The organism is Streptomyces sp. NPDC055962 (assembly GCF_042270185.1).
In the GTDB taxonomy this organism is placed as follows: domain Bacteria; phylum Actinomycetota; class Actinomycetes; order Streptomycetales; family Streptomycetaceae; genus Streptomyces.
The window spans coordinates 312123-330864 of the sequence record NZ_JBHJYN010000001.1 but is presented as its reverse complement, the minus strand read 5'-3'; the positions used below and the strand labels follow the sequence as shown (position 1 = coordinate 330864).

The 18742-nt window shown below is 70.4% G+C and carries 16 protein-coding genes and 1 riboswitch; of the genes, 10 read left to right on the top strand and 6 right to left on the bottom strand.

Annotation, left to right across the window (positions count from 1 at the left end; all coding sequences use genetic code 11):
* Positions 1-22: 22 nt before the first annotated feature.
* Positions 23-1051, bottom strand: coding sequence for a zinc-binding dehydrogenase (locus tag ACFC51_RS01460; RefSeq protein WP_376526424.1), 1029 nt, complete (start codon positions 1049-1051; stop codon positions 23-25).
* 53 nt (positions 1052-1104) lie between these two features.
* Complete coding sequence (locus ACFC51_RS01455; protein WP_376369138.1) at positions 1105-2082, bottom strand: aldo/keto reductase; 978 nt, start codon at positions 2080-2082, stop codon at positions 1105-1107.
* 207 nt (positions 2083-2289) lie between these two features.
* On the opposite strand from ACFC51_RS01455, the gene ACFC51_RS01450 reads away from it, so the two are divergent.
* On the top strand, positions 2290-3198 hold the full coding sequence (locus ACFC51_RS01450) for a helix-turn-helix transcriptional regulator (protein ID WP_376526422.1): 909 nt from the start codon (positions 2290-2292) through the stop codon (positions 3196-3198).
* 683 nt (positions 3199-3881) lie between these two features.
* Here ACFC51_RS01450 and ACFC51_RS01445 read toward each other — a convergent pair.
* The 4 genes from ACFC51_RS01445 to gcvT all read right to left on the bottom strand — a co-directional run bounded on the left by ACFC51_RS01445 (position 3882) and on the right by gcvT (position 8296).
* Complete coding sequence (locus ACFC51_RS01445; protein ID WP_376369140.1) at positions 3882-5267, bottom strand: L-serine ammonia-lyase; 1386 nt, start codon at positions 5265-5267, stop codon at positions 3882-3884.
* A 156-nt stretch (positions 5268-5423) separates the two neighbouring features.
* Positions 5424-6683 (bottom strand): serine hydroxymethyltransferase, encoded by a 1260-nt coding sequence (gene glyA / locus ACFC51_RS01440; protein ID WP_376369141.1) that lies wholly within the window; start codon positions 6681-6683, stop codon positions 5424-5426.
* Between the two features lie 18 nt (positions 6684-6701).
* The gene (gene gcvH / locus ACFC51_RS01435; protein WP_376526419.1) at positions 6702-7079 is read right to left on the bottom strand and encodes a glycine cleavage system protein GcvH; all 378 of its coding nucleotides are present in this window, start codon (positions 7077-7079) and stop codon (positions 6702-6704) included.
* Between the two features lie 89 nt (positions 7080-7168).
* Positions 7169-8296 (bottom strand): glycine cleavage system aminomethyltransferase GcvT, encoded by a 1128-nt coding sequence (gene gcvT, locus ACFC51_RS01430; protein ID WP_376526416.1) that lies wholly within the window; start codon positions 8294-8296, stop codon positions 7169-7171.
* A gap of 167 nt (positions 8297-8463) precedes the next feature.
* Positions 8464-8561, bottom strand: a riboswitch (glycine riboswitch).
* Between the two features lie 173 nt (positions 8562-8734).
* On the opposite strand from gcvT, the gene ACFC51_RS01425 reads away from it, so the two are divergent.
* From ACFC51_RS01425 to ACFC51_RS01385, 9 genes are all read left to right on the top strand, one after another.
* Positions 8735-9424 carry an AAA family ATPase gene (locus ACFC51_RS01425; RefSeq protein WP_376526414.1) on the top strand — a complete coding sequence of 230 codons (690 nt, stop codon included), beginning with the start codon at positions 8735-8737 and terminating at the stop codon, positions 9422-9424.
* Between the two features lie 241 nt (positions 9425-9665).
* Positions 9666-10439 (top strand): enhanced serine sensitivity protein SseB, encoded by a 774-nt coding sequence (locus ACFC51_RS01420; protein ID WP_376369144.1) that lies wholly within the window; start codon positions 9666-9668, stop codon positions 10437-10439.
* Positions 10440-10592: 153 nt separating this feature from the next.
* Positions 10593-11387: an enhanced serine sensitivity protein SseB C-terminal domain-containing protein gene (locus ACFC51_RS01415; protein WP_376369145.1), complete on the top strand. Its 795-nt coding sequence runs from the start codon at positions 10593-10595 to the stop codon at positions 11385-11387.
* 360 nt (positions 11388-11747) lie between these two features.
* Positions 11748-12740, top strand: a complete 993-nt coding sequence (locus ACFC51_RS01410) for an ABC transporter permease (RefSeq protein WP_376369146.1) — start codon at positions 11748-11750, stop codon at positions 12738-12740.
* 44 nt (positions 12741-12784) lie between these two features.
* Positions 12785-14545: an ABC transporter substrate-binding protein gene (locus tag ACFC51_RS01405; protein WP_376369147.1), complete on the top strand. Its 1761-nt coding sequence runs from the start codon at positions 12785-12787 to the stop codon at positions 14543-14545.
* A 91-nt stretch (positions 14546-14636) separates the two neighbouring features.
* A complete protein-coding gene (locus ACFC51_RS01400) occupies positions 14637-15626 on the top strand; it encodes an ABC transporter permease (protein WP_376369148.1) in 990 nt (329 codons plus the stop codon).
* Entirely contained in the window at positions 15623-16714 is a 1092-nt protein-coding gene (locus ACFC51_RS01395; protein WP_376369149.1) for an ABC transporter ATP-binding protein, read from the top strand. Before ACFC51_RS01400 ends, ACFC51_RS01395 begins: the two co-directional genes overlap by 4 nt.
* Positions 16711-18048, top strand: a complete 1338-nt coding sequence (locus ACFC51_RS01390; RefSeq protein ID WP_376526411.1) for an ABC transporter ATP-binding protein — start codon at positions 16711-16713, stop codon at positions 18046-18048. The genes ACFC51_RS01395 and ACFC51_RS01390 overlap by 4 nt, the downstream gene beginning before the upstream one ends.
* An 18-nt stretch (positions 18049-18066) precedes the next feature.
* Positions 18067-18738 (top strand): trimeric intracellular cation channel family protein, encoded by a 672-nt coding sequence (locus tag ACFC51_RS01385; RefSeq protein ID WP_376369151.1) that lies wholly within the window; start codon positions 18067-18069, stop codon positions 18736-18738.
* Positions 18739-18742 lie beyond the last annotated feature (4 nt).

The window sequence follows — 18742 nt, the reverse complement described above, 5'->3', positions numbered from 1 at the left end:
GCTGTGCGGGCGCCGGTCGTGGTCAGGGGCGGATGAGGGCCTTGAGGACCTGGCGGTCGGCCATGGCCTGGTAGGCGGCCGGCGTCCGGTGGAGGGGGAAGGCCTGGTCGAAGACGCGGCCGGGGGCGATGGTGCCGTCCAGAACGTGGGGCAGCAGCTGTTCGATGTAGGCGCGGGCGGGGCTGGCGCCGCCGGTCAGGGTGATGTTCCGCATGAACCCGGCCGGGCCGAGAGGGCCCTGCTCGTACTGGGGCACGCCGAGGCGGCTGATGGTGCCGCCGTCGAGGACCGCGCCGAGCGCGGTATCGAGGGTCTGGCGGGTGCCGACAGCCTCGATGACCTTGTTCACGCCGCCGGTCAGTTCGCGGATGTGCGTGACGGCCTCCTCCCCGCGCCCGGCGACCACGTCGGTGGCGCCGAACTCACGGCCGAGATCCGTGCGCGCCTGGTGGCGTCCGGCGAGGACGATCCGCTCGGCCCCGAGCCGCTTGGCGGCGATGACCGCGCACAGGCCGACTGCACCGTCGCCGACGACGAGGACGGTGTCGCCGCGGCCGACGCCGGCGGTGACGGCGCCGTGGTGCCCGGTGGTCATGACGTCGGACAGAGCCAGCAAGGACGGGAGCAGCGCGGAGTCTGCGCCTACCGGGAGTCTGACCAGGATGCCGGCCGCCTGGGGGACGCGGACCGCTTCGCCCTGGCCGCCGTCCACGCCGTCGAAGCCGTACCGGCCGCCGTGGCGGCAGGAGATGTGCAGGCCCTTGGCGCAGTAGTCGCAGGTGTTGTCGCTGTACGTGAACGGGGCGACGACCAGGTCTCCTGCCGCCAGCCCGGTCACCTCCGTCCCGGTGTCCTCGACGACGCCGAGGAACTCGTGCCCCATGGGACGGCCGGCGTCGGTGGCGGGCATGGAGGCGTAGGGCCACAGATCGCTCCCGCACACGCAGGAGGCGACGACGCGCACGATGGCGTCGGTGGGCTGGTCGATCCTGGGGTCGGGCCGGTCTTCGACGCGGACGTCTCCGGCGCCGTACATCACGGCTGCACGCATGACGGTGCTACTCCGAACGGGTGGGCGGAACAGTGCTCCGGCGGGTGTGGGGGTCAGCGCTCCAGCATCCGGGCCTGGGCCTCGGTGTGGGTGGCGCCGGAGGCCGACGGGAGGGCGGTCAGCGTCTGGATCTGCCGCGGGGTGAGGGTGACACCGTCGGCGGCGGCGTTCTCCTCCACCCGGGACACACGTTTCGTGCCGGGGATCGGGGCGATGTCGTCGCCCTGGGCCAGCAGCCAGGCCAGCGCCACCTGCCCCGGCCTCGCACCGACCTCGTCGGCCAGGTGCTTGACCTGGTCCGCGAGGGCCAGGTTGCGCTGGAAGTTCTCGCCGGTGAAGCGCGGGTTGCCGCGGCGGAAGTCGTTCTCGTCGAACTGGCCGGTGGAGCGCACCGTGCCGGTCAGCATCCCCCGTCCGAGCGGGGAGAAGGGCACCAGGCCGATGTTCAGCTCCCGCAGCACCGGCAGCACCCGCTCCTCGATCCCGCGCGTGAACAGCGAGTACTCCGACTGCACGGCAGTGACCGGCTGGACGGCGTGGGCGCGCCGGATCGTGTCCGGGCCGGCCTCCGAGAGTCCGAAGGCCCGCACCTTGCCCTCGGCGATCAGGTCGCCGACCGCGCCCGCGGTCTCCTCGATCGGCGTGGCCGGGTCGACGCGGTGCTGGTAGTAGAGGTCGATGTGGTCGGTACCGAGCCGCTTCAGAGAGCCCTCGACGGCCGTACGGATGTTCGCCGGGCTGGAATCCAGGTTCCATGCACCGTCCCCGCCGTGGGAGACCAGGCCGAACTTCGTCGCGAGGACCACCTGGTCCCGGCGGCCCTTCAGAGCCCGGCCGAGGAGCTCTTCATTGGTGCAGGGGCCGTAGATCTCGGCGGTGTCGATCAGGGTGACGCCCAGCTCCAACGCCCGGTGCACGGTCCTCATCGATTCCGCGTCGTCGGTGCCGGAACCGGTGTAGCCGTGGGACATGCCCATAGCGCCCAGCCCGATCCGGGAAACCTCCAGGTCGCGCAGCTTGATGTACCGCATCTCGCCCTTCCTTCACCTCACAGATGTCCGGCCCCTTCCACATTCGTCGGGTCGGGCAGGCCGCGCCTGTCCGCCCAGGGGGCCGGGGTGTCTTGCTCCTTCACCTTCACCCAAATTGCGTGCGTGTGGCAGGGCGGGCTCTTCAGGGGTAACGACAGGGCCCCCTCGGCGCTGCGCGCGGGGCGCAGAGCGGGTGAGACTGGGGGCATGGCACCGACGAGCGCACACAGCGAGGGCGCCGAGCTGGGCCGCTACCTGCGCGCCCGCCGCACCCGGACTAGCCCCGGACACGTGGGTCTCACACCAGGCGCCGGCACCCGCCGCACGCCGGGAATGCGCCGCGAGGAACTGGCCACCCTGTCCGGCATCAGCATCGACTACTACGTCCGTCTGGAACGCGGCAAGGAGACCCACCCCAGCCCCGCCGTCCTCGACGCTCTCGCCCGCGCCCTGCACATGGACGACCAGGAGCACCAGCACCTGCGCGAGCTCGCCGCCCGCGCTGCCCGCTACGTCGCCGAACCGCCGCCCGCGCCCAGCCGCACCGTGCGACCCCACCTCAAGCTGTTGCTGGAGTCCCTGCGCCCCAACCCCGCGTATGTGATCAGCCGCAGCATGGACATGCTCGCGTGGAACCCCGGCGGGCTCGCCCTGTACGCGGGACTCGAGGACTGGCCTGCCAAGCACTGCAACCTGGCCCGCTACCTCTTCCTCCACCCCGCGGCCCGTGATCTCTTTCCCGACTGGGACCGCCAGATCACCGCCTGCGTCGCCCGCCTGCGCGCCACCGCCGGCACCGCACCCGACGCGCCGGATCTGACCAACCTCGTCGGCGAACTGCTGCTCAAGAGCCCGGATTTCGCCGGCTTGTGGGAGCGCTACGAGGTGACCGGACGCAAACCCGCCCACAAGAGGTTCCAGCATCCACAGGTCGGCGCCCTCACTCTCACCTCGCAGTCCCTCGACGTCGAGGGCACCCCGGGGCAGCGCATCGGCGTCTACACCGCCGAACCCGGCAGCCCCGACCACGACGCCCTGCTGCTGCTCGACATGACCGCTCCCCGCCCCACGCACGGACCGGCTCTCGGATCGACGAATCCGGGGACCTCCTCGTAGGACAGCCACACCCTGCCGGGCGCGCGTCAGGCGACGAGGTACAGGCGCGTCAGGCGACCAGGTGCAGGAGGGTCTTGGATCCGACGCCGAGGTCGAGCAGTCCGCGGCACAGCGAGCCATCGGCGACTTCACCCCGAGCTCGCCGACCTGACCGACGAGGCGCGCTCCGCGGACGTGGGGGAGCGCGACGGTCTGTCGCCCCGCGACCGCGGCCTGGCCAGCCTCCGCGCCGTTCGCCCCGGCGCTCCCGGCAGGTCTCACGCGACGGGTGCCTCCGCCCAGCTCAAGGCCGTCGTCACCGAGGTGTGGTCACGAGCGGCCGCGCGCCACTGACACCTGCGTTGATCAAGGAGAGATCCGCCCGGGCCGATCACGGCTTCGAGCAGTCCTTCGCGTTCGGTGGGACCGACGACGCCTACGCCGGGATCTTCATCGGGCAGAGCTGCCTGGCTCCCCTGACCGGGGAGTGTCCCGGTCAGCAACGTGTCCTTCGAGCCGGGCTGCCGCAACGACCGGCACGTCCGTCACGGCACCGACGCCGGCGGCGATCGGCGCACGGGGAGAGATCCCAGGGACTGGCTCCCACGTCTGTCCGAGGGCGTTCCCCAGGGACCTTCCGCCGAGCGGGCAGGAATGCCCTGACAGCGCTGAAGACACGAACGCGCTGGTCAGGGCACGCTCGCCTAGCACTCGATGATGTTCACCGCGAGCCCGCCCCGCGCCGTCTCCTTGTACTTGACGCTCATGTCCGCGCCGGTGTCCTTCATGGTCTTGATGACCTTGTCCAGGGAGACCTTGTGGCTGCCGTCGCCGCGCAGCGCCATCTTCGCCGCCGTGACGGCCTTGACCGCCGCCATGCCGTTGCGCTCGATGCAGGGGATCTGGACGAGGCCGCCGACCGGGTCGCAGGTGAGGCCCAGGTTGTGCTCCATGCCGATCTCCGCGGCGTTCTCCACCTGCTCGGCGGAGCCGCCCAGGACCTCGGCGAGGGCTCCCGCGGCCATGGAGCAGGCGGAGCCCACCTCGCCCTGGCAGCCGACCTCGGCGCCGGAGATGGAGGCGTTCTCCTTGAAGAGCATGCCGATGGCCCCGGCGGCCAGCAGGAAGCGTACGACGCCGTCCTCCTTCTCGGCCTGGGTGCAGCCGCCCGCCGCGAAGGTCAGGTAGTAGTGCAGGACGGCGGGGATGATGCCCGCCGCGCCGTTGGTCGGAGCGGTGACGACGCGGCCCCCGGCCGCGTTCTCCTCGTTGACGGCCATCGCGTAGAGGGTGATCCACTCCATCGCGTGCGCCTGGGGGTCGCCCTCGGCGCGCAGCTGCCGCGCCGAGTTCGCGGCGCGGCGGCGGACCTTCAGGCCGCCGGGGAGGATGCCCTCGGTGGACATGCCGCGCGCGATGCAGGCCTCCATGACGCGCCATATCTCCAGGAGACCGCCGCGGATCTCGTCCTCCGTGCGCCAGGCCTTCTCGTTCTCCAGCATGAGGGAGGAGATCGACAGGCCGGTCTCACCGGCGAGGCGCAGCAGCTCGTCACCGGTGCGGAAGGGGTGCTTGAGGACGGTGTCGTCGGGGATGATCGGGTTCTCGCCGGCCACGGCGTCCTCGTCGACGACGAAGCCGCCGCCCACCGAGTAGTACGTCTTCTCCAGGAGCGGGGCGCCCTCGCGGTCGTGGGCGGTGACCGTCATGCCGTTGGCGTGGTACGGCAGGGCCTTGCGCCGGTGCAGGACCAGCTGCTCGTCGGCGTCGAAGGGGATCTCGTGCACCCCGAGCAGATTGATGCGGCCCGAGGTGCGGATCTCCTCGACGCGGGCGTCGGCGCCCTCGATGTCGACCGTGCGGGGCGATTCGCCCTCCAGGCCGAGCAGCACGGCCTTGGGCGTCCCGTGGCCGTGGCCGGTCGCGCCGAGCGAGCCGAAGAGCTCCGCCCGCACCGACGCGGTGTGGACCAGCAGGCCCTCGTTCTTGAGGCGGCGGGCGAACATGCGGGCCGCGCGCATCGGGCCGACCGTGTGGGAACTGGACGGGCCGATACCGACCGAGAAGAGGTCGAAGACCGAGAGGGCCACGGGAGTACTCCTAAGGCGTTGGTGGACGTCGTTGTCCGCCGGGTGGTGCGGGGACGGGCCGGTGGGCCCGGGTACGCGGGGCAAAGGGGTGGGGGCACCGCGCACACGGTGTCCAGTGTGCGCGGTGCCCCCACCCGGCGTGCAAATCCTGGGTGACTACTTGACGCCGGGGTACAGCGGGAACTTCTCGGCCAGCGCGATCACGCGGGCCTTGAGCGCCTCGGCGTCGTAGACGGGCTTCAGGGCGGCCGCGATGATCTCGGCGACCTCGGTGAAGTCCTCGGCCTGGAAGCCGCGGGTGGCCAGGGCGGGCGTGCCGATGCGCAGACCCGAGGTGACCATCGGGGGCCGCGGGTCGTTCGGGATCGCGTTCCGGTTGACCGTGATGCCCAGCTCGTGGAGGCGGTCCTCGGCCTGCTGGCCGTCCAGCTCCGAGTTGCGCAGGTCGACCAGGACCAGGTGGACGTCCGTGCCGCCGGAGAGGACGGAGACACCCACCTCGGTGACGTCCGGCTGCACCAGGCGCTCGGCGAGGATGCGGGCGCCGTCCAGGGTGCGCTGCTGGCGCTCCTTGAACTCGTCGGTCGCCGCGACCTTGAAGGAGACGGCCTTGGCCGCGATCACGTGCTCCAGCGGGCCGCCCTGCTGACCGGGGAAGACCGCGGAGTTGATCTTCTTGGCGAGCTCCTGCGTCGACAGGATGACGCCGCCGCGCGGGCCGCCGAGGGTCTTGTGCGTGGTGGTCGTGACGACGTGGGCGTGCGGCACCGGGTTGGGGTGCAGGCCCGCGGCGACCAGGCCCGCGAAGTGCGCCATGTCGACCATCAGGTACGCGCCGACCTCGTCCGCGATGCGGCGGAAGGCGGCGAAGTCCAGCTGGCGCGGGTAGGCGGACCAGCCGGCCACGATGAGCTTCGGCTTCGACTCCTTGGCGAGGCGCTCGACCTCGGCCATGTCCACGACGCCGGTGTCGTCGACGTGGTACGGGACCACGTCGTAGAGCTTGCCGGAGAAGTTGATCTTCATGCCGTGGGTCAGGTGACCGCCGTGGGCCAGGTTCAGGCCCATGATCGTGTCGCCCGGCTTCAGCAGCGCGAACATCGCGGCGGCGTTGGCCTGCGCACCCGAGTGCGGCTGGACGTTCGCGGCCTCGGCGCCGAAGAGCGCCTTGATGCGGTCGATCGCGATCTGCTCGACCACGTCGACGTGCTCGCAGCCGCCGTAGTAGCGGCGGCCGGGGTAGCCCTCGGCGTACTTGTTGGTGAGGACGGAGCCCTGCGCCTCCATGACCGCGACCGGAGCGAAGTTCTCCGAGGCGATCATCTCGAGGGTGGACTGCTGGCGGTGGAGCTCGGCGTCGACGGCGGCGGCGACGTCCGGGTCCAGCTCGTGGAGGGAGGAGTTGAGAAGCGACATCAGTGGGTCCCTAAGGTCTCAGTTGCCGGAGAACGCGGTGTACTCGTCGGCGGAGAGAAGGCCCTTCGGCTCCTCCGCGACGCGCACCTTGAACAGCCAGCCGCCCTCGAAGGGGGCGGAGTTCACCAGCGACGGGTCGTCCACGACGTCCTGGTTGGCCGCGGTCACCTCGCCGGTCACCGGCGAGTACAGGTCGCTGACCGACTTGGTCGACTCCAGCTCACCGCAGGTCTCGCCCGCGGTCACCGTGTCACCGACCTCCGGGAGCTGGGCGTAGACGACGTCACCGAGCGCGTTGGCCGCGAACTCGGTGATGCCGACCGTGGCCACGCCGTCCTCGAGGGCCGACAGCCACTCGTGCTCCTTGCTGTACCGCAGCTGCTGGGGGTTGCTCATGACCTGAATTCTCCTGTACGCGGGGGAGTGCTGATGAACGGTGGTCTTACGGTGTGAGACACGACTGCGTCACGTGCGCGGGCGCCGTGTCACTTGCGGCGCTTGTAGAAGGGCAGCGCCACGACCTCGTACGGCTCGTGCGTGCCCCGGATGTCGACCCCGACACCCTCGGTGCCGGGCCCGGCGTACGCGGCGTCCACGTAGGCCATGGCGATCGGCTTGCCCAGGGTGGGCGACGGGGCACCGGAGGTGACCTCGCCCACGACCTCCCCGCCGACGACCACCGGGAAGCCGGCGCGAGGGACCCGGCGCCCCTCGGCGACGAGGCCGACGAGCTTGCGGGGCGGCGCGGTCTCCGCGCGCGCGGCCGCGGCGATCAGCGCCTCGCGGCCGACGAAGTCGCCCTCCTTCTCGAACTTCACGACCCGGCCCAGGCCCGCGTCGAAGGGCGTCAGCGCGGTGGTCAGTTCGTGCCCGTACAGCGGCATGCCCGCCTCGAGACGGAGCGTGTCGCGGCAGGAGAGCCCGCAGGGGATCAGCCCGTAGGGCGCGCCGGCCTCGGTCAGGGCCTTCCACAGCTGCTCGGCGTGGGCGGGGGCCACGAACAGCTCGAAGCCGTCCTCGCCGGTGTAGCCGGTACGGGCGATGAGCGCGGGGACGCCGGCGACCGTGCCGGGGAGGCCGGCGTAGTACTTCAGCCCGTCCAGGTCGGCGTCGGTGACCGACTTCAGTACGGCGGGGGAGTCGGGGCCCTGGACGGCGATCAGCGCGTACGCGTCGCGGTCGTCCCGCACCTCGGCGTCGAAGCCGCCGGCACGCTCGGTGAGGGTGTCCAGGACCAGCTGCGCGTTGCCCGCGTTGGCGACGACCATGTACTCCGTGTCGCCCAGGCGGTAGACGATCAGGTCGTCCAGGATCCCGCCGTCCTCCGCGACGATCATCGTGTAGCGGGCCCGGCCCACGCCGACGGTGGCGATGTTCCCCACCAGTGCGAAGCCGAGGAAGGCCGCGGCCTGCGGTCCGGTGACCGTGATCTCGCCCATGTGCGACAGGTCGAAGAGTCCGGCCCGGGTGCGCACGGCGTTGTGCTCGTCGCGCTCGCTGGCGTAGCGCAGCGGCATGTCCCAGCCGGCGAAGTCGGTCATGGTCGCGCCCAGGGAGCGATGCAGGGCATCGAGGGCGGTCAGACGGGGGGCGGCGCTCGGGGCAGTGCTCATGGACATGGCTCCAGGGCATGACGACAGGGGGTGGTTCCCTCCCCATCTGTCATCGGAACCTGAGAGGTTCGCCGAGAGCCTCTGAAAGGGTCCTGACGGGGTCAGCCCTGTCAGGCTCGGCTTGCACCTTGGGTGGGGCCGCACAGCGGCCCGCTTTTCAGATCTGCCTCATCCACGCGGTACGGGGCCTGAGAGATTCAAGGGAGGAACTTGCTCCTTCGGCGCCCGGCGCACACGGTGACCGGGACTCTCCCGCGCGGATTCAAACGGCCGGTATGCAGTTGGCGGGGTCATCATCGCACGCCTTGGGGGAGAGTGGGGCGTCCCGGTCCGTACGGGTGCCGGTACCGACACGTGGGACCGGAAGCGGTTGTGCCGCATTACCTTTTCTTTACACTTCTTGGGCAGGTCGGTGGGTGACTCGGCAGGGGGAAGGCGATGACGTTGCAGCGCTACGCGACGACGGCGGGGGCGGCACCTGGTGCGATGCCGCGGCAGCCGGGCACGCCCGCCCGCGGGCCGGTGGGCGGGGGCGTGCCGGTGGTCAGTGACCTGCGGGGCAGGGGCGGCCGGGGCCCGCACCGGCTGGAGTTCGCGGCCGGTGACGTGGTGGTGGTCTCCGGGCTGCCCGGCAGCGGCAAGTCGACGCTGATCCGGCGCGCGGTCCAGGAGTACGCGATCGACTCCCAGGACACCAGGGACCGCTGGGCGGCCGCCCTGCCCGGGTCACTCCCGTACGCCCTCTACCGCCCCCTGGTGCGCGTCGCGCACTACGCCGGGCTGTGGCGGGCCCTGCGCTCGGGCGGCCCGGTCGTCGTGCACGACTGCGGCACGCAGGCCTGGGTGCGGCGCTGGCTGGCGCGCGAGGCCCGGCGCCGGGGCAGCACCCTGCACCTCGTGCTGCTCGACGTCACCCCCCGGGTCGCCAGGCAGGGGCAGCGGGAGCGGGGGCGGGGAGTCTCCGGATACGCCTTCGCCCGGCACCGGCGCGCGGTCGGACGGCTGCTGCGCGACACCGAGAGCGGGATCCTTCCGCCGGGGTGCGCCTCGGCGGTCCTGCTCGACCGCGAGGCCGCCGCGGCGATCGGCCGGATCTCCTTCCCGGCGGCCCGGCTCCCGCAGGAGTAGAGGGGCTGCGCGACCCGGTGCGGACCGGGAAGGCGGAGCGCACGGTTCCGGGGAAGCCCGGAACCGTGGCCCGGGGCGTCACCGTTCGCATACGCACAGTTCGCACCCGTCCGGACCGGCGTCCGGAATCTGGACGGCACGGCGGCCCCGGACGCCGCCCCCGCCTGCGGCGCTGCCGTCACGGCGCGAGCCGGTCTAAGGTTTCAGCCGCACCGCACGGCGAGAAAGGGACACAGACACCGTGGACATTCCGGCTCAGGCCCAGGCTCCGCATCCGTCGCAGGGATGGCCGGCCAACGAGCTCGAAGAAGTGCTCAGCGCCTCGCTCGGCGTCCCCGGCGCGGGGGGACGGCTGGTCGAGGTGCTCGGCCGCAGTCAGATCTGGGTGCCGCTGCCGAACGGCGGCGGGCCCGACAGTGCTGCCCTGGACCTGCCGACGATCGACATCGAGGGCGGTGCGTACGTCCCCGTCTTCAGCTCCGAAGCACAGTTCCTCCAGTGCGTCGGATCCCATCTCTCCTTCACCGTCGCACCCGCGCGCGAGTTCGCCCGCGGGCTCCCGCCGCAGCTCGGCATCGCGGTCAACCCGGGCGGCGTGGTCGGGACGCCCCTGCCGCCGCCCGCCGTCGCCGAGCTCTGCCGGGCCGGGCGCACCGCGCTGGACGGCCCCGCGAGCGGTGGCCGGGTGCGGCTGTACGAGCCGGACTGGAAGGAGGACCCCGTCGACTTCCTGTCCGCGGTCTCCGCCGAGTTCCAGGCCGCAGGCGTGGTGGGCACCGCGCGCAGGGTGCTGGCCAGCATCGAGGGCGACAGCCCCGTCCTCTTCGTCGGCGTCGAGCTCACCGTCCTGGACGCCACGACGCAGAGCGTCCCGCTGGACGCCCTGGGGCGTGCGCTGGGGCGGGTCCAGGTCCCCTGGCCGGTCAATCTCCTCCTGCTCGACGTGGCGCAGGATCCCGTCGGCGACTGGATGCTGGAGAAGGTGCGCCCCTTCTACCTGCGCGACGGGCGCTGAGCGGCGAGCCCCCCGCGGCCCGTGGCGTCAAGCCGGTGTCGGGGGCGGCGCATAAGCTGGTTGGATGACGAGGCCGCCCCGTGTGCCCGGGCGCGGCGCCAGAGCACCGCGAGGCATGCGGGAACAGCGGATCGAAGAGGGGCGGGACCCAGGGTGAGTGCGTCAGGCACCGCGGCGGCCGGGCAGGTCGAGCACATGCTGCGCCAAGTGGCCCCCGGGCGCCTCGACACCTACGAGTCGCTGCTGCGGTCACTGGCGGACGGCCAGGTCTGGATGCTGCTCTGGCACGGCACGGCGGGTTCCCCCGACGCCCAGTACGGCAACATGGAGGTCGACGGCCTGGGTTACGCCCCGTGCGTGACCTCCGCCCAGGAGCTCTCGGCGAGCGGCTGGAACAGGGCCCACGAGGTCACCACGGGCCGGGACATCGCCCGTTCCCTCTTCCCGGACCGCTGGGGCATCTGGCTCAACCCGCACGCCCCCGGCGGCGGAGTGGGCATTCCCTGGCTGGACCTGCGCCGCATCGCCACCGGCCTCGACCGGATGCCGGCGGGGCCGCTGAGGCTCACCGAACCCGCCGTCGAGATCCCGCAGTTCTACGCCCTGCTGTCGCAGAACGCCCACCGCACCCCCGCCGTCCGCGCGCTGCGGCGCGCCTGGGTGCAGCCCGCACTCGGGGTCCCGTACCTCGCGATCGGGCTCGATCTCTACGACACCGGCCGGCCGTCCGTCGACGCCGTACGCGCGATGATGCAGCAGTCGATCGGTGTGGTCCCCGACGGCCTGCCCGTCTCCACGGTGTCGTTGTCCGACGAGTACGACCCGGTCGCGATGTGGCTGAACGCCAACGCACGGCCGTTCTACGACCGCGAGGCGCACGCCCCGGCCCCCGCCGCTCCCGGCTACGGCTACCCGCCGGCCACCGGACAGGCTCCCCGGGCGTACTGAGCCGACGTCAGCCGGCGTCGAGGAGACCTCAAGGCAATTGGCCCGGTGTTCAACGCTGTTGGGCCTCATGTCCGCTATGGCGGATTAGCGACCGAGAGGTCCGCTCAGTGAGCACGGCTGTCCGGATAACGGAAGCCCCTTGGCAGCATCACGTTTGAGCAAACATTCCCCGTCAGGTCTGGCGGGTGATCGCAAAGTGGTTGAAGACTCCCTACAGCAGGTGCTCCATGCCCCGCGTACCCCTCTTTCAAACAGGGTTCGTTCGGCCCGCGCACCACCACACGCACCACATGTTGATACGAGCCGCTACAGCGGCGGTCACAGGCCGGCCACCGTCGGCCGAGAGGGGTCTCCAGCGCAATGACGGCACCGATCGAGACCACCGGGGCGGATGTACGGCCCGAAACGGTGCTGGAAGGCGCCGGGCGCAAGGAGATCGAGGGCCGTTCGCTCGGCCGCATCGCCTGGACGCGCTTCAAGCGGGACAAGGCCGCGATGGCCGGTGGCATCGTTGTCGTGCTGCTGATCCTCGTCGCGGTGCTGTCCAAGCCGCTCCAGTCGCTCTTCGGGCTCGATCCCGACGCGTTCAACCAGAGCCTGGTCGACCCCGTCCTGCTGGCGCCCAAGGGCTCCCTGGGCGGCATCAGTTGGGACCACCCGCTCGGCGTCGAGCCGCAGACCGGGCGCGACATCCTGGCCCGCATCCTCGAAGGATCCTGGGTCTCCCTCGTGGTGGCCGTCGGCTCCACGCTGCTCTCGGTCGTCATCGGCGTCGTCATGGGCGTCGTGGCCGGGTTCTACGGCGGCTGGGTGGACAGCTTCATCAGCCGCCTGATGGACACCTTCCTGGCCTTCCCGCTCCTCCTCTTCGCGATCTCCATCTCCGCCTCCCTCCAGGGCAACGCCTTCGGGCTGGAAGGCCTCACGCTGCGGATCGCGGTCCTGATCTTCGTGATCGGCTTCTTCAGCTGGCCCTACATCGGCCGTATCGTCCGCGCGCAGACCCTGTCGCTGCGCGAGCGGGAGTTCGTCGAGGCCGCCAGGTCGCTCGGCGCACGCGGTCCGTTCATCCTCTTCCGCGAGCTGCTGCCGAACCTGATCGCGCCGATCCTCGTCTACGCGACGCTGCTGATCCCCACGAACATCCTCTTCGAGGCGTCCCTGTCCTTCCTCGGCGTCGGTATCGCACCGCCGCAGGCGTCCTGGGGCGGCATGCTGACGCAGGCGGTCGACCTCTACGAGGTGGACCCGATGTTCATGGTCATCCCCGGCATGGCGATCTTCATCACCGTGCTGGCCTTCAATCTGCTGGGGGACGGGCTGCGTGACGCACTCGACCCTCGTGGCAAGTAATCGCGGCTGTGCCGCACCGGACTAGCGAGGGGGCTTTCCTCAGCATGCAGAACAGAAAGACAGCAGCGGCCATAGCCGTGGCCGTGGCGGTATCGCTCGGCGCATCGGCCTGCAGCGGCAGCGACTCGGGCGGTGACAGCAACGGCGGTGGGGGCAACGCCAAGGCGGACGCCGCGCTGACGAGCATCGTCAACGGCACCGACAAGAAGGGGGGGACGGTCACGTACGAGCACTCCAGTGGCCCGGACTCCCTGGACCCGGGCAACACGTACTACGGCTGGGTGCAGAACTTCTCCCGCCTGTACGCCCGTTCCCTGGTGACCTTCAAGCCGGCCGCCGGCAAGGAGAGCCTGGAGGTCGTCCCCGACCTCGCCACGGGCCTCGGCAAGGCCAGCGCGGACGCCAAGACCTGGACGTACACGATCCGCAAGGGCGTGAAGTTCGAGGACGGCACCGAGATCACCTCGAAGGACGTCAAGTACGCCGTCGAGCGCTCCAACTTCGCGCCGGAGGCCCTGTCCAACGGCCCGACGTACTTCAAGGCGTACCTCGAGGGCGGCGACAAGTACAAGGGTCCGTACAAGGACAAGTCCCCCGAGGGCCTCAAGTCCATCGAGACCCCGGACGACTACACGATCGTCTTCAAGCTGAACAAGCCGTTCGCGGACATGGACTACCTGGCCGCGTTCTCGCAGACCGCGCCGATCCAGCAGAAGGCCGACACGGGCGCCAGCTACGTCCAGAAGATGGTCTCCTCGGGCCCGTACAAGGTCTCGGCGTACGACGAGAGCAAGGGCGCGACGCTCGTCCGCAACCCGGAGTGGGACCCGAAGACGGACCCGATCCGCAAGGCCCTGCCGGACAAGATCGAGCTGAAGCTCAACGTCAACCCCACCACGGTCGACGACCACCTGCTCAACGACGTGAGCACCGCTGACGTCGCGGGCACCGGTCTGCAGTCCAAGACGCAGCCCAAGGTCCTGGTCAAGGCCGCCGAGAAGGCGAAGACGGACAACCCGTACGCCGGCGCCCTCCAGTACATGGCGCTGAACGTCAACGTGAAGCCGTTCGACAACATCGAGTGCCGCAAGGCCGTCCAGTACGCGGTCGACAAGCAGAGCCTGATCGACTCGATCGGTGGCTCGGTCAAGGGCGACCCGGCCAGCACGGTCATCCCGCCCACCGTCGCCGGTTACAAGAAGTTCGACCTGTACCCGACCGAGGGCAGCAAGGGCGACGCCGCCAAGGCGAAGGAGCACCTGACCAAGTGCGGTCAGCCCAAGGGCTTCAAGACCACGCTGACGGCGCGCTCCGACCGTCCTGACGAGATCACCGCCGCCACGCAGCTCCAGGGCAGCCTGAAGGCGATCGGCATCACCGCCGAGATCAAGCAGTTCCCGTCGGACAAGTACTTCACCGACTTCGCGGGCGTCCCCGAGTGGGTCCACAAGAACAACGCCGGCATGATGATGATGCAGTGGGGCGCCGACTGGCCGACCGGCTTCGGCTTCCTGGACCAGATCGTGAACGGCACGGCCATCAAGCCGTCCGGTGGCACGAACCTGATGGAGCTCGACGACAAGGGTGTCAACGAGGCCCTGGTCAAGGGCATCGGCACGGTGGACACCACGGCCCGTAACGCCGCCTGGGGCGAGGTCGACCAGAAGGTCATGGAGAACGCCTCCCTCGTTCCGCTGGTCTACCGCAAGAACCTGCTCTACCGCCCGGACTCCGCGGCGAACGTCACGGTCACGGACGCGTACCTCGGCATGTACGACTACGTGCTGATGACGTCCACCAAGTAACACCTGTTCATCGACAGCATCCCTTGAAAGGCAGGTGAAGGCGCCGGGCCGGCGGGCGTTACCCCGTCCGCCCGCCCGGCGCCGCACGGCTGTGGCTGCGTACATCATCCGACGCGTATTCGCCGCGGTGTTGCTGCTGCTGGTGGTCAGCGCAGTCACGTTCGCGATCTTCTTCCTCGTTCCCCGGCTCGGCGGCCAGACCGTCGACTCGATGGCCGCCCAGTACGTCGGCAAGAGTCCCGACCCCGACGTCATCGCCGCGGTCAAGAAGAACCTGGGGCTCGACCAGCCCCTCTATCTGCAGTACTGGCACTTCGTCAAGGGCATCGTCGTCGGCGCCGAGTACCAGTTCGGGCCCGAGCCGGTCACCTGTCACGCGCCGTGCTTCGGCTACTCCTTCAAGACCCACACCGAGATCTGGCCGCAGATCATCGACCGCATCCCGGTCACGCTGTCGCTGGCCGTCGGTGCGGCCGTCCTCTGGGTGGTCTCCGGTGTGGCGACCGGTGTGGTGTCCGCCCTGAAGCGGGGATCGGTCTTCGACCGCCTCTCCATGGGCGTGGCCCTCGCGGGTGTCTCGCTGCCGATGTTCTTCACCGGTCTCGCCGTGCTGGCTCTGTTCGGCAACGGTGACTACGTCCCCTTCACCCAGAATCCGGCCGAGTGGGCCGCGGCCCTGGTGCTCCCCTGGTGCACCCTCGCCCTCCTGTACTCGGCGCTCTACGCCCGGCTCACCCGCGCGGGGATGCTGGAGACGATGAGCGAGGACTACATCAGAACCGCCCGGGCCAAGGGGCTCAAGGAGCGCAAGGTGGTCGTCAAGCACGGCCTCCGCGCGGCGCTCACCCCCCTCATCACGATCTTCGGCATGGACTTCGCGCTGCTGCTCGGCGGCGCCGTCATCACCGAACGGGTCTTCTCCTTCCAGGGCATGGGCGCCATGGCCATCGAAGGTGTGACCAAGGCCGACCTGCCCAAGGTGATGGGCGTGACGCTCGTCGCCGCCTTCTTCATCGTCATCTGCAACCTGCTGGTGGACCTCGTGTACGCCGCGATCGACCCCCGGGTGAGGCTCTCATGAGCGACGCAACCAAGAAGGACGCCCCGGCGGCGGACACCACCGTCCCGGCCCCGCGGTCCGGCGACGACGGAGCGTTCCTCTCCGTGCGCGACCTCAGCGTCCACTTCGACACCGACGACGGCCTGGTCAAGTCCGTCGACGGTGTGAGCTTCGACCTGAAGGCCGGCCAGACCCTCGGCATCGTCGGCGAGTCCGGCTCCGGCAAGTCCGTGACCTCGCTGGGGATCATGGGCCTGCACACCTCGGAGCGCGCACGGATCGGCGGGGAGATCTGGCTGGACGGCGAGGAGCTCATCGGCGCGGGTCCCGAGCGCGTACGCCAGCTGCGGGGCCAGAAGATGGCCATGATCTTCCAGGACCCGCTGTCGGCCATGCACCCGTACTACAGCATCGGCGCGCAGATCGTCGAAGCGCACCGGGTCCACCACAAGGTCGACAAGAAGACCGCGAAGAAGCGCGCGATCGAGATGCTCGACCGCGTCGGGATCCCCGAGCCGCACCGCCGTTACGAGGACTACCCGCACCAGTTCTCCGGCGGCATGCGCCAGCGCGCCATGATCGCGATGGCCCTGGTCAACAACCCGCAGCTGCTCATCGCGGACGAGCCGACGACCGCCCTCGACGTCACCGTCCAGGCGCAGATCCTCGACCTCATCCGCGACCTCCAGAAGGAGTTCGGCTCCGCGGTCGTCATGATCACCCACGACCTCGGCGTCGTCGCCGAGATCGCGGACCACCTGCTCGTGATGTACGCGGGACGCTGCATCGAGCGCGGCAGCGCCGAGAAGGTCTTCTACGAGCCCCAGCACCCCTACACCTGGGGGCTGCTCGGCTCGATGCCGCGCATCGACCGGGAGCAGACCGAGCGGCTCATCCCCGTCAAGGGATCGCCGCCCAGCCTCATCAACGTCCCGTCGGGCTGCGCCTTCCACCCGCGCTGCCCGTACGCCGACGTCCCGCCGGACAACATCACCCGCACCGAGCGTCCGGAGCTGCAGCAGGTCAGCGACGGACACTACTCCGCGTGCCACATGTCGCGTGAGCAGCGCGACCGGATCTGGACCGAAGAGATTGCGCCGAAGCTGTGACTGATCTGAACAAGAAGGCTCCCGCGTCTCCCGCGGCCGGGTCGGACGGATCCGGGTCGGAGCCGCTCCTCAAGGTCGAGGGCCTCGTCAAGCACTTCCCGATCACCAAGGGCGTGCTCAGGCGCAAGGTCGGCGCGGTCCAGGCCGTGGACGGGCTCACCTTCGACGTGCGCCCCGGGGAGACCCTGGGCGTCGTCGGCGAGTCGGGCTGCGGCAAGTCGACCATGGGACGGCTGGTGACCCGCCTGCTGGAGCCGACCGGCGGCAAGGTCGAGTTCCAGGGGCGCGACATCACGCACCTGTCCGCGGGACGCCTGCGGCCGATGCGCCGCGACATCCAGATGATCTTCCAGGACCCGTACGGCTCGCTGAACCCGCGCCACACGGTCGGCGGGATCGTCGGCACCCCCTTCCGGCTCCAGGGCGTCAAGCCCGAGGACGGCGTGAAGGCGGAGGTCCAGCGGCTGCTGGAGCTGGTGGGGCTCAACCCCGAGCACTACAACCGCTATCCGCACGAGTTCTCCGGCGGCCAGCGCCAGCGCATCGGCATCGCCCGGGCCCTCGCACTGAAGCCGAAGCTGGTCGTCGCGGACGAGCCGGTCTCGGCGCTGGACGTCTCGATCCAGGCACAGGTGGTGAACCTGCTGGACGACCTCCAGGAGGAGCTCGGCCTCACCTACATGATCATCGCGCACGACCTGTCGGTCATCCGCCATGTCTCGGACCGGATCGCGGTCATGTACCTCGGCAAGATCGTCGAGCTGGCCGACCGCTCGTCGCTGTACGAGGCGCCGATGCACCCGTACACGAAGGCCCTGATGTCCGCGGTGCCGGTGCCCGACCCGCGCCGGCGCGGTGCGAAGAGTGAGCGCATCCTGCTCAAGGGCGACGTGCCGTCGCCGATCTCACCGCCCAGCGGCTGCCGCTTCCACACCCGGTGCTGGAAGGCGACGCAGGTCTGTGCGACGACCGAACCGCCGCTGCTGCAGCTGAAGACCGGGCACCAGGTGGCGTGCCACCACCCGGAGAACGGCGAGGACCAGAAACCGGGGGACGCGCCGCTCGTCGCGGACGTCATCACGGTGAAGTCGGCGGCCGCCGAGCCGGTCGCGGTGGCGAAGGCGGAGGACGCCGGGGCAGCCGCCCCGGAGGAGCCCGCCGAGCCCGTGGCGTCGGACGAGGCCGGGGCCGCCGCCTCGGACACGACCGAGGCCGCCGCTGGGTCTGCCGCGTCGGACGTGCCTGCCGCGCGGGACGAGTCTGCCGCGTCCGACGAGGCCGGTGAGGCTCCCGCCGCACCGTCCAAGGGTGCGGAGGCCGAGCCGAAGGAGTAGTACCGGCACAATTGCCCGGTGCTCAACGAACTCTTCACCCCCTCCGTCCAGCATGCGCTCGACATCGTCGGAATCTTCGTCTTCGCGATCTCGGGCGCCCTGCTCGCCGTACGCAAGAACTTCGATGTCTTCGGCATCGCGGTCCTCGCCGAGGTGACGGCGCTGGGCGGGGGGATCTTCCGTGACGTGATGATCGGCGCGATCCCGCCCGCTGCGTTCACCGATCTCGGGTACTTCCTCACCCCGTTGCTCGCCGCCGGCCTGGTCTTCTTCCTCCACCCGCACGTGGAGCGGATCCAGGTCGGCGTCAACGTCTTCGACGCGGCGGGGCTGGGGCTCTTCTGCGTGTCCGGCACGGTCAAGGCGTACGACTACGGGCTCGGCCTCACCTCCTCCGCCGCCCTCGGGCTGGCGACCGCGGTCGGCGGCGGCGTGCTGCGCGACGTCCTGGCCAACGAGGTGCCCTCGCTGCTGCGCTGGGACCGCGACCTGTACGCCGTGCCCGCGATCGTGGGCTCCGTCATGGTGGTCCTCTGCATCCGTTTCGAGGTCCTCAACGCCTACACGAGCGGCACCGCCGTGATCACCGCGTTCGTCCTGAGGCTGCTGTCCATGCGCTTCCACTGGCGGGCGCCGCGGGCCTACAACCGGCGCTCGGCCACGGCGGAGGAGAGCCCGGCCGTCATCTGAACGC